Origin of the sequence: Collimonas sp., from assembly GCF_039923675.1 — a bacterium.
Classification (GTDB): domain Bacteria; phylum Pseudomonadota; class Gammaproteobacteria; order Burkholderiales; family Burkholderiaceae_D; genus Collimonas.
On the sequence record NZ_JBDTCG010000028.1, the window covers coordinates 1 to 10,804 of the forward strand.

Genomic DNA, 10,804 nt, shown 5'->3' on the forward strand with positions numbered 1-10,804 from the left:
TTACGATGGCATCCCGGTGCCGGTCCTGCTGCTGCTGGCCTTGCTCGGCCTGTTCAGCTACATCACCACGCAAACCGTGTTCGGCCGCCGCATCTATTCGGTCGGCAGCAATATGGAAGCGACCCGCCTGTCGGGCGTCAACGTGCAAGCGGTCAAGCTATGGATTTTCGGCATCATGGGGATGATGTGCGCGCTGGCCGGTCTGGTGAATACCGCGCGGCTGGCGGCCGGCTCGCCGTCCGCCGGCAACATGGGCGAGCTGGACGCCATCGCCGCCTGCTTCATCGGCGGCACCTCGATGCGCGGCGGTTCCGGCACAGTCTACGGCGCGCTGATCGGCGCGCTGGTGATGGCCAGCCTCGACAACGGCATGTCGATGCTGGATGTCGACACCTACTGGCAGATGATCGTCAAGGGCAGCATCCTGATGCTGGCGGTGTGGGTCGATGTCAGTACCCGTTCCAGTCGCTAGCGGTGCGCCGGGCCGGCTTACGCATGCGAACCATGCGCGTTCACCGCGCGCATGATAGCCTTGCATATCGCCAAATCAAGCGATCAAGCCCTTAATTGAAAGCTAGCGAGATGAACACCCAGACCATCCTCACATTCACTGCCATGGCAGTCTTGTCGATCCTGAGTCCGGGGCCGTCGATCCTGCTCACCTTGCGCAACGGCGCCACCTATGGTCCGCGTTCGGTGATGTGGTCTGGCCTGGGCAACATATCCGGCGTGTTCTGCCTGTCGACGGCAGCGATTCTCGGCCTCGGCGTATTGCTTAAGTCCTCTGCATTGGTGTTCAGCGTCGTGAAGCTGATTGGCGCTTGTTATCTTTTTTATATCGGTGTCCGCCATTTGTTCGGCCGCGGCACGGTGCTCGCTGTCGAGCCTGAAACCGGCAAGGAGGAAGTCGCGCCAAAGCGCCGAAAATTATACGGCGAGGCTTTCCTTACGGCGGCGACCAATCCCAAGGCCGTGCTTTTCTTCACTGCGCTGTTCCCGCAATTCATCAGCGCCAAAGCCGCCTTGCTGCCGCAATTCCTGATCCTGATGGCGATTTTCATGACGCTGTCCTACTCCACTCATCTGAGCTACGCCCTGATCGCCTCGCGCGCCCGCGGTTTGCTGCTCAAGCCTTTATTCGCCAAGTGGCTCAGCCGCTTCGTCGGCGCGGCTTTCATTGCGTTCGGTTCGCTGTTGCTGACTTTGCGGCGGCAAGCGGTTTAAGGCGGACAGATTGATCAAGGATCTGGAAAATCCTGTGTAATTGCATGATCTGCTCCTATCGTCAGAAAAATTGATGCGCTGATAGAATGGCGCGCATCATTCTTTCACCATATACCAACTCTCCATGAGCGCTCACGTTAAGAAGCTGTTGTTGTGTACGGCCATTTGCATCCTGCCCACGTCGTATGCCAGCGCCGACACGGATACCACCGTGCGCTCGATCGATGAGGTGCATGGCGCGATCAATAATCGCGATGCGCGAGCCGCTTTCGACCGTGAAATGAGCGGTGCGCCGATACCGGACGGTTTCGGCACCCAATTACCGCAGGGTTTTACCAAGGATCTGCTGGTGGCGCAACTTGCGCCAGAACGCGATCCGGCACGCCTGGTGCTGGCCGGCGCCAAGCCGTGGCCGCAGCATCCGGGCTGGTATGTCGCGGTGGTCTGTCTCGCGCCCACGCCAGAACTGGCCGCGCGGAGCTTGACGAGCGCCAGATCGTCTTGCGACGGCTTCAGCGACGATCCGGACAACGAAATCTGGCTCGGTGTGTTCAATCACAGTTCCGGTGCTATCCCACATCTAATCGCGAGGACTGAATCGCCGGTTGCTGCGCCCACCGACTGGGGCTCGACAAATATCGACGCCCCGCAAGCAATCGGCTCGGAAGACGGCAAGGGGCCGGCGGAGGGATTGCCGGACAACTGGCAGCGCTTCGACCTTGCGCCTTATCTGCTGCGTGATGGCGACTATGCCTTTGGTGTGCGGGCCGGATGGTCCGAGGGCTACGCTGGAGGAGGCGCCTCGTTCGAATCTTTATATTTGTTTCGTATCGACGGCAAATCGCTACGGGTCGTATTTTCGCAGCCGATGCTGTTCAATAAAATGATTGCCGGAGATTGGCATAAAGACGGTACGCGTAGCCACGACATATATTACGGCAGCAATTCGCTCAACGTCCTGCCACGTATGACGGCAGGCTTTCACGATCTCCAACTGCGCGAGCAGCGTGGAAAGTGGCGTCAGGCGTTTCGATGGTCTGATAGCAAACAGAGCTATCAGACGGAGTAGCAGCAAACATCCTGATTCGAATCGGATATCACTGAGAAATCAAAACGATACTTTCCGGATTTGAGCGCTGCCGTTGGTGCCTAAGTACAGATTGCCCTTATTGTCGGCGATCATTGAGGATATCCCCATGGTGCTGCTATCCGTCGGGTAATAGGAAGTTATAAAACCTCTAATGTCGATCTTGGCCAAGAAGCCAAAGGGCATTTCGAAGTAAATATTTCCGGCGAGATCAATTGCGATAGGGCCATACGGAGCAGGAATAGGCAAAGGGCTAAGCTTGGTATCTAGATTGCTGTCGCCTTGAGGGGGCGCGGCAATGGTCGTTACCGTGCCATCTGGCGTGGCTTTACGTATCGTCGCGTTCTTCCTGTCAACGAAGTAAAGATTATCGTTGGCATCAATCGCCAAATGACTCGGGGCGGAGAGTGTAGCCATTCTGCCTCGTCCATCGTTGTTGCCCTCTGTGCCATTTCCGACGAATACCGACATTGAACCCCATGACGTAAATTTGATGATGTTATTGGTGCCTGGACTTGCGAGAAACAAATTTCCCTGACTGTCCGCAACAAGATCGCCCAATGCAATGAAAGGCTCTGTCGATGATGCGATCCAGTTAGCGGAGAAATCTTCCGTTTTTCCTGCGATATCCATGACTCTGATTGTTCCACCATAGGTCGGTATCCGTTCAGAGGGTGGACCAACCCAAGGTGCAGGGATCACGGTCATGAAAGACCCATAAATATTGCCAGTACTGTCAACCGCAATGCCATCCAGGCCCCGGTCTTTTGGCTGCAGGTTGAGTGTGGTAACAACGCCGGCTGGGGTTACTCTTCGTATAACTCCGTCATCGGAAACTATGATATTGCCGTTAGGATCGAATTTGATAGCACGGATAGCCGAAAAAACCGCAGCTGCTCCGGTTCCGTCAACATGCTTTTCGGTCATGTCCGTGGATGTCGGGTTTCCAGCTATTGAAGCGATGACCGGGAGCTGCGTAGTAGAAATGGCGCCAGCCGGGGCCTTGGCTGTTGTGATTAGGTTGCCAGCAACACCCTTACTTGCAGAAGGGACGGAAATGAATGCGTCCGCTTTGGTATAGATTGTCAGAGTCGACGCCTCGGTTATCCTAATAGTTAGCCTGCCGTCGCTAATCACGGCGCCAGCCGGCACCAGCAGATCGACGCCGTCCCTCATCTTGAATGTAGATCCCGGCGTTACGACGATTGGTTTGGCTGGTTGTGGGAGTGGCGGAGGTGGGGAGTCTCCGCCCCCACCTCCACATCCAGCAACAAACACCGCGCTCGTCAGTGCTATCAGTATTTGTCGGCCAATCTTTCCATGTATTCCAGACATTATCGTTCCCTTAAGTCATTATATTTATTGGAACATAATGTTACACTAAGTTACATATTTAATTGTGACTCTCGTATCAATTGTGCATAGCCGCTAAGCTGCCATTCGCCAAAGATGTCGCTGAATACAAGTGCAGTGAATCCTTATTTCTGCACAGGCGGCGAACATGACAAATACCGTCAGACGTTTGCCAGTAATGACAACAAACATACTGCATCATTGCTTACATCCAGCCGCTCTCAAGCCGGCATCAACATGCAATTCATTTGCTTGAAATGCAGTCCATCCCACGGAAACTGCAAATCGTAACCCAACCAATTGACGCTCATGGATGTCCCACTTACCATCTTTCATAATGCATTATGGCAATGCCTGGTATCGTGCAAAAATGAAGATTCGACGCGAACGACGAGACCGGAAACATCGATTAAAAATAAAAACGAGAGGCAATATGAACGTGTTTTGGAAAAATATCGCAAAACTGCTTGTGCTGTTTCTTGTTCTGGCAACCGTTGCCGCCGGCAGCTCAGCCAAGAACCCCGACGGCCGCGAAATCGTTGCCGACCTGGGAAAAATCGTAAATCCGCAGGGCGTGCAAGAGAACTACAAGGTGCGCATCGGCGGCGTCGAGCAGTGGTTATATGCAAGAGGCCAAGACCGGGACAATCCCATCATTCTTTTCATCCACGGCGGACCGGCATCGCCAAGCGCGCCAACCATGTGGATGTACCAGCGGCCGATCGAAGAATACTTCACGGTCGTCAATTACGATCAGCGTGGCGCCGGAAAAACCTACCTGGAAGCGGATCCTGATGCGATACGCGACAGCTTGCACATCGATCAGTACGTGAACGACGTCATCGACATCGCCAAGTACGTTTCCAATCGCTATGGCAAGAAAAAAGTCATCCTGGTCGGCCATAGCTGGGGCACTGTCATCGGAATGAAAGCGGCCTTGGCGCGGCCTGACCTGTTTTACGCCTATGTCGGGATCGGCCAGGTGATCAATAGCCGCGAGAATGAACGCCTCAGCTTCGAATATGGACTGACGCAAGCCAAAAAGGCGGGGAACCAGGCGGCTGTGCGGGAACTGGAAGCAATCGCCCCCTATCCGGGCACGCAGCCGCTCACTCGCGAGCGCATCATTACTGCGCGCAAATGGGCACAATATTATGGCGGCCTGGCGGCCTTCAGAAGCGATTTTGGCTACTATTTCAACGCGCCGCTGCTCTCGCCGGAGTATGACCAGCAGGCGACCACGGCCATCGATAAAGGTAGTCTTTTGACATTGCAGCGTGTCCTCCCCGAGTTTCTTGAGGTCGACATGAAACCTGTCGTCAAATTTCCGATACCAGTCGTCATGTTCATGGGACGGCATGACTACACGACGCCTTCCCAGCCAACCGATGAATGGCTCAAGAAACTGGACGCGCCGTATAAGAAAGCTGTCTGGTTCGAGCATTCTGCGCATCTGGTTCAGTTCGAAGAGCCTGGAAAGACCTTGGTCAGCTTGCTGACTTATGTGCGTCCGCTTGCAACGGACAGTGTCGCCGATCCTGAAAAATAGTCTTCTTGCAAGGAGTTCGCGAGTCATGTAACAAAATTATGCGTCGTCGCGAGACCGGATATCGGGTACCTTCTCATGTTGCTGGGGAGTACCTGCTTTCAACGACCTAGACCGGGTACGCTTTGGCCTTGCAAAAACATAAAAAAGGAGGAATCAATGAATGCCAAATTACTAGCCCTGTTCGTGATCTTCGCTTCATACGGGATTAGCGCGCACGCCGATAGCGTCAACCGATGCACGGCCGCTGACGGCAAGGTAAGTTATACCGACACACCATGCCCCGTCTCTACCAAAAAAGCAGCGGAAGTTCAGTTGAATACGGCGAGGTCGGCGGCCGCAAGCGAGGAGCCGGGTGCGCCGGCCGACTGGCAACTGAAGGATGCCGAATTCCAAAAACGGCGAGCCGGCCAGCAAGCAGCGAAGCAAGCCGCCGAGCAAAAGGCGCAGCAAGCGCAAGCGACGCAAGCGTTAAGAAGTGCCACCGAATGGCCGGACGCGCAGGAAAAAGCGCGCAGGCTGCAGGAACTGCGGCAGGCCGTCCGCAATGACAAGAGGCTGGGACTGCCGACGCCGTCCAGGTATTACGACAATCAATCGCAGTGAAGGATGTCGAGAATGGCGATTGAACTGTCTGGAGAAACAACCCGCGTGGCGTAATTGGCAGCGTCAGTAGGCAAGCTCCGGATACCAGTCTGTACTGCGGCCCGCCGGGGTCAAGTCGAGAATATTCCACAATGGAGTGGGATCTGGCGCGCCGCGCGGATCTTGTCCGGGATCGGCGGTTCCACCCATTTCCCCGCCCCAGAAGTGCTCCACTTTGCCGTTGCGCTTGGCCCAGACATCGAGCGCAGGCCATTCGTTGCCGTCGGGCGCCAGACCGCGATAATCGCGCGCGAAGTCGTCGCCGACCGTCATGTAGAATTTGAGGTTTTTCCAGCCGCGCTCACGCGCAAAGGCAAGTTGCCGCTCGACCGGAGAACGGCCGATCACCGCAATCGCCAGCCGCTGCGAGATATCGAGCGCAGGCGTATCGAACGAGCCTATCAGTGAAGTGCACATGGGGCATGGCCGCTCGCGCTGGGGACCATACATCCAGAAGTAAGTGAGCAGCGTATCATGCGCGCCAAACAAATCCGCCAGCCGGAGCGTCTTGCCATTCTCGTCCTTAAATGCATAATCGCGCGGCTCGCCACCCCCAGGCAGCATGCGCCGCAGTGCCGCGACGCGTTCGATATGACGCCGCAGTTCAATCTCTTCCGCCAGCAAGGCAATGCGGGCTTTGCCGTATTCGGCGCTTTCGTTGGGATAAGGTTTGCGCGCCGCGGCGAGCTCCGCGGCAGGTTTCAACGTGGTCATTGAGACACTCCTTTTCAGCGCCCGATGGCGCAAAGAACTTGACGACAACAAGACAAAAGGCCAATCACCTAAGCATATATTGTGATTTGCTGCATGCAACGTCTGTACATCAGCCCGCGTGGGGCGCGTTCGGTGCGACGGCCGTTGCAGGCGGAGTAATTTCACCTTAGTCGTTCTGATAAGCGAGGCTCGGCATGCACGAGATCGTGTTGTTAATAGGGTATTTCTGGTCATCGGGAGACGATTGTTCGATGATAAAAAAGAAATGGCCGCCCATGTCGAAACAGAAAACCCGGGATAAAATCCAGTCATGACAAACCGCTGAATTTTTCTTCCCGGGATATCCGCTTGCTCTCTACTTTCATTACTATTTTCTTTCTTCACGTTGCCGCCATGATGACTCCGGGAGCCAACGTTCTGCTGATCTCGCAATTGGCGGCAAGTGATCGCACTCGCAGCGCTTCCTATGCTGCGCTGGGGGTAACGGTCGGCGCCGGTATCTGGGCCAGCTGTGCCGTGCTGGGAGTCAATGCGATATTTCAAGCATTCCCCTGGCTGCATCTGGCGCTCCAGATCACTGGCGGCTTGTATCTCTTGTATATCGCGAGCCGTCTATGGCGATCGGGGAACATCGCTTTGGATGGCAATGCGCCGCAGGTGTCTGCGTTTGCCGCATTCCGCCTCGGTCTGTTGACGAACATCACCAATCCAAAATCTGCGCTTTTCTTCGGCAGTATTTTTGCGGCTTCGTTTCCTGTGACGCCGAGCCCGTTGCTGCAAGCTGCAGCAGTGACGATGATTGTGATCAATTCGCTATGCTGGCATATGCTGCTGGCTTATTTCTTTTCGCGCAGCCGGATCCGGGTTGCGTATTCCCGTTCAAGTCGCTTAGTCAATCGCGCCGCTTCTGTCGCGGTGGGGACATTGGGTTTGAGCTTGTTGGCGGCTTCTTTGCGAGAAGCAAAATCGTAGACCGTATCCGACTGAGGGACTCCAGCCGTTTCTTGAACTGGTTCCGCTCAAAATTCACCCTAAGGGTAGCAACCAGTTCCTGGGCAAGCTGTAATGTCGCTCATCCAACAAATCGATACCACACTCCAACTGCTCGACCCAGTCAATAAACCGTCCCACCATTTCCGGCCCTTTGAACATACACCCATGCTGCGGCACGATGCATTGGATATCCAGTTGCCTGACCATCGCCGCCCATAAGCGGCAAGCGCGGTTGCCGCTCATATAGCGCTTGTGGAACGATTGCATGCTTCGCAAATGGGCGGAAAAATCGGTCACCGGCCGGGTCGCATCGAGATTGCTGACCATCGACGCGCCCAGGTCGCCAGAGAACAGGATTTTGCTGACAGGATCATAGAATTGAAAATTGCCTTCCGAATGCAGGAAGTGCGCTGGCAGAGCTATCACTTCGCTCTGGCCGATCTGGATCTTGAAGCCATCGTCCGGGATTGCAATGATGCGGCCGGCGGTTTTCCCGGCCGGGCAGAAATGCGGGATAAAGCGTGACCAGAGTTTCGAGATGACGACCTGGCATGACGAGCCGGTCAGCCAGCGGCCGACCGAGGCGACAATGTCGGGATCGGCATGCGACGCCAGGATGTATTTCAGCTCTTTCGGCGGGAAAAACCGGCTCAGCGCCATGTACAGTTCGTTATAGGTCATCTGGCCGCCGGGATCGATCAAGGCGCCTTGGCCGTGGTCGCAAATGAAAAACTGATTGGTCTGGACAACCTCTCCCTCATCTTCTTCAACCAAGTCAGAAAACATCACGCAGACATGCTGACCATCATTAAAGAGCTCGGTTGCCATTAATTTCCCAAGTGGAATAAAACAATCCGCGAGCGTAGTACGAACCTTGCTTATTCTTTTTGATGTAGATCAAATTATTTGCAGGATGTGCCCAATTGACGTAACGAAGTGGCGAACGACGGCATCTACTTCAGCCGGATGGCCGGCGTCGAAGCCATCGCCGCGGTTTCGGCGCTCCCTTGGAGATTGTCGCCCTGCGAACGCAGCCACTCGAACACCTTCAATACGATTTCCGAGCGAGGCTGTCCTGCCACGCCAGACAACCACCAGGTCGTGCCCGGCAAGCGTGGATAGCCGGGCAGGATGCGTAGCTGGCCGCCGGACAAGCTGCCTTCCACCAGCACGCGTGGCAGGCAGGCGATGCCGCGGCCGCTTAATGTAGCGTCCAGCAAAAGCCGTGAATCGTCGTAGATGGCGCGTTTGCGGAACAAGGTCAGCTCTTCCAGGAACAGCCGCGCAGTGGCGTCGCCAGTCAGGCTCTCCTCCAGGCAAACCAGATCCGCATGCAGATGGTGCCGGTCCTGCGGCAGCGGGGAAAGTCTGTCCGCCAGCTCCCGATTGCCAACCATGACCCACTCATCCTGTAGCAAGGGCAGTTCCAGTAAACCGGCTTGCAGGATAGGGCGGTCGCTGATCGCGATGTCGACGTCGATCTCATCGACGAACCTGGCTGTTTCGTCGGCCGACAGCAGCAAGCAGAGTTCTGGAAACTGCTCCTCCAGCTGGCTGAGCCGAGGCTGCAGCCAGCCGTGCAGCAGATTGGCGGGGCACACCAGCACTACCAGCCCGGGATCCAGGTAGGTGGCGATACGCCCCAGCCCGCTACGCATGATCGTCAGCGTGCGTTGCACACTACGCAGCAAGACTTCGCCGGCGACGGTCAGCTCCACGCCGCGGCCGCCGCGGCGGAACAGCGGCTGCTTGATCTGCTCTTCAAGTTGCTGGACCTGATGGCTGATAGCCGATTGCGTGACATGCAATTCATCCGCCGCGCGGGAAAAATTGCCATGGCGCGCGGCGGCTTCAAAGCCCATCAACAATTTGAGAGATGGAATGCGATGCTCTGACATATGAGAAAACTTAATGTATTTTAGTAAATATTATCATTTGTCCTCATGTTTAAGGCAAGCCAAAATACGTCCTGCAGTGATTGCCCGAATGGCAATGACGTCAAATCCGCCGCAAAAAGAGTTGCGGCATGAAATGCCAACCAAAAAAGGACAGTAATGAGTTCACGTCGATTTTTCTTACGTAAGTGCGCTGCGGGAAGCGGCGCAGTCATGGTGAGTGGTTTGCTTGGCGCCTGCGGCGGTGGCGGCGAAGACAGCGCTCCTCCCTGCAACACAGGCGGTGGCGCTGCGCCCGTTGCAGAGGCGTGGCTGATGCCGGACGAGGCGGGGCCGCACAAGGCAACCTGAATGGCTTACGGCGCATCGACGGCGATTTGGACCGTGGCCCAGGTGCCGCAGGTACAGCAGGCGCTGGCGCGCATCGCGAATGCGATTGTCGCCCATGAACCGGTCAACATGCTGGTGCGCCAAGACGATGTGGATAGCGCCAGGCAAAATCTCGATCCGCGCATCAACCTCATCGTGGCGGCGCTCGACGACCTCTGGATGCGCGATACCGGGCCGGCATTCGTCAAAAACGCCAAAGGGGAAAAGGCCGGCGTCAAATTCAATTTCAACGGCTGGGGCGACAAGCAGGCATTTGCCAGTGACTGCAAGGTTGCCGACGTGGTGAGCGGGCAGGCCGCCGTGCCTATGCTGTCGACCAAGCTGGTGCTGGAAGGCGGGGGTATCGAAGTCGACGGCAAGGGCACTGCGATCATCACCGAAAGCTGCGTCCTCAATGTCAACCGCAATCCGGGCTTGAGCAAGGCCGATTGCGAAGCCGAACTGAAACGGCTGCTGGGTATCCGCAAGGTAATCTGGCTGCAGGGCATCGTCAACAAAGACATTACCGACGCCCATACCGATTTCTATGCCCGCTTTGTGCGGCCCGGAGTGGTGGTGGCGCATAGCGAGCCGGATCCGTACTCCTACGAAAATGCGCTGACCAAACGCCACCTGGAGATTTTGCAGAGCGCCACCGATGCCGATAACCTGCCTTTGCAAGTGGTGGCGATGGAAGCGCCGGGCCGGATACGGCCAGGAAACGACCGGAATGCCTTTGCTGCCGGGTACATCAATTTTTATGTGACCAAGGCCGCGGTGTTCATCCCCGAATTCGGCGATGCGGTGGCGGACGCCAAGGCTAGATCGCAGTATGAGCAGCTGTATCCCGGACGCACCGTGGTTCAGATTAATATAGACCCGATTGCAGCCGGTGGCGGCGGCATTCACTGCACCACGCAGCAGGAACCGCTCTGAACGGATTTTGAAACCGCCTGACGCCATTGTGGCAAGGAGAAC

At 56.1% G+C, this 10,804-nt stretch carries 11 protein-coding genes and 1 pseudogene; 8 read left to right on the plus strand and 4 right to left on the minus strand.

Annotation, left to right across the window (positions count from 1 at the left end):
* The 3 genes and pseudogenes from ABI171_RS06500 to ABI171_RS06510 all read left to right on the plus strand — a co-directional run.
* Positions 1–472: pseudogene (locus tag ABI171_RS06500) on the plus strand (sugar ABC transporter permease); the annotation flags it as partial.
* A gap of 110 nt (positions 473–582) precedes the next feature.
* Positions 583–1,224, plus strand: a complete 642-nt coding sequence (locus ABI171_RS06505; protein ID WP_348091753.1) for a LysE family translocator — start codon at positions 583–585, stop codon at positions 1,222–1,224.
* A 124-nt stretch (positions 1,225–1,348) separates the two neighbouring features.
* A complete protein-coding gene (locus tag ABI171_RS06510) occupies positions 1,349–2,293 on the plus strand; it encodes a hypothetical protein (protein ID WP_348091754.1) in 945 nt (314 codons plus the stop codon).
* 39 nt (positions 2,294–2,332) lie between these two features.
* On the opposite strand, the gene ABI171_RS06515 is transcribed toward ABI171_RS06510, so the two are convergent.
* Positions 2,333–3,487 carry a hypothetical protein gene (locus ABI171_RS06515; protein WP_348091755.1) on the minus strand — a complete coding sequence of 385 codons (1,155 nt, stop codon included), beginning with the start codon at positions 3,485–3,487 and terminating at the stop codon, positions 2,333–2,335.
* Positions 3,488–4,001: 514 nt separating this feature from the next.
* Here ABI171_RS06515 and ABI171_RS06520 point away from each other — a divergent pair.
* Together ABI171_RS06520 and ABI171_RS06525 are read left to right on the plus strand one after the other, a co-directional pair.
* Complete coding sequence (locus tag ABI171_RS06520) at positions 4,002–5,213, plus strand: alpha/beta hydrolase (protein ID WP_348091756.1); 1,212 nt, start codon at positions 4,002–4,004, stop codon at positions 5,211–5,213.
* Positions 5,214–5,369: 156 nt separating this feature from the next.
* Positions 5,370–5,816, plus strand: a complete 447-nt coding sequence (locus tag ABI171_RS06525; protein ID WP_348091757.1) for a DUF4124 domain-containing protein — start codon at positions 5,370–5,372, stop codon at positions 5,814–5,816.
* Positions 5,817–5,879: 63 nt separating this feature from the next.
* Here the strand turns inward: ABI171_RS06525 and ABI171_RS06530 are convergent, their stop codons facing one another.
* On the minus strand, positions 5,880–6,569 hold the full coding sequence (locus tag ABI171_RS06530; RefSeq protein WP_348091758.1) for a DUF899 family protein: 690 nt from the start codon (positions 6,567–6,569) through the stop codon (positions 5,880–5,882).
* A 393-nt stretch (positions 6,570–6,962) separates the two neighbouring features.
* On the opposite strand from ABI171_RS06530, the gene ABI171_RS06535 reads away from it, so the two are divergent.
* Positions 6,963–7,541, plus strand: coding sequence for a LysE family transporter (locus ABI171_RS06535; protein ID WP_348091759.1), 579 nt, complete (start codon positions 6,963–6,965; stop codon positions 7,539–7,541).
* Positions 7,542–7,595: 54 nt separating this feature from the next.
* Here ABI171_RS06535 and ABI171_RS06540 read toward each other — a convergent pair whose 3' ends face one another.
* Together ABI171_RS06540 and ABI171_RS06545 are read right to left on the minus strand one after the other, a co-directional pair.
* Positions 7,596–8,390 carry an MBL fold metallo-hydrolase gene (locus ABI171_RS06540; RefSeq protein WP_348091760.1) on the minus strand — a complete coding sequence of 265 codons (795 nt, stop codon included), beginning with the start codon at positions 8,388–8,390 and terminating at the stop codon, positions 7,596–7,598.
* 125 nt (positions 8,391–8,515) lie between these two features.
* On the minus strand, positions 8,516–9,460 hold the full coding sequence (locus tag ABI171_RS06545; RefSeq protein WP_348091761.1) for a LysR family transcriptional regulator: 945 nt from the start codon (positions 9,458–9,460) through the stop codon (positions 8,516–8,518).
* 156 nt (positions 9,461–9,616) lie between these two features.
* Between ABI171_RS06545 and ABI171_RS06550 the strand changes: the two genes are divergently transcribed.
* Together ABI171_RS06550 and ABI171_RS06555 are read left to right on the plus strand one after the other, a co-directional pair.
* The gene (locus tag ABI171_RS06550) at positions 9,617–9,808 is read left to right on the plus strand and encodes a hypothetical protein (RefSeq protein WP_348091762.1); all 192 of its coding nucleotides are present in this window, start codon (positions 9,617–9,619) and stop codon (positions 9,806–9,808) included.
* Positions 9,809–10,762 carry an agmatine deiminase family protein gene (locus ABI171_RS06555; RefSeq protein ID WP_348091763.1) on the plus strand — a complete coding sequence of 318 codons (954 nt, stop codon included), beginning with the start codon at positions 9,809–9,811 and terminating at the stop codon, positions 10,760–10,762.
* Positions 10,763–10,804: the final 42 nt, after the last annotated feature.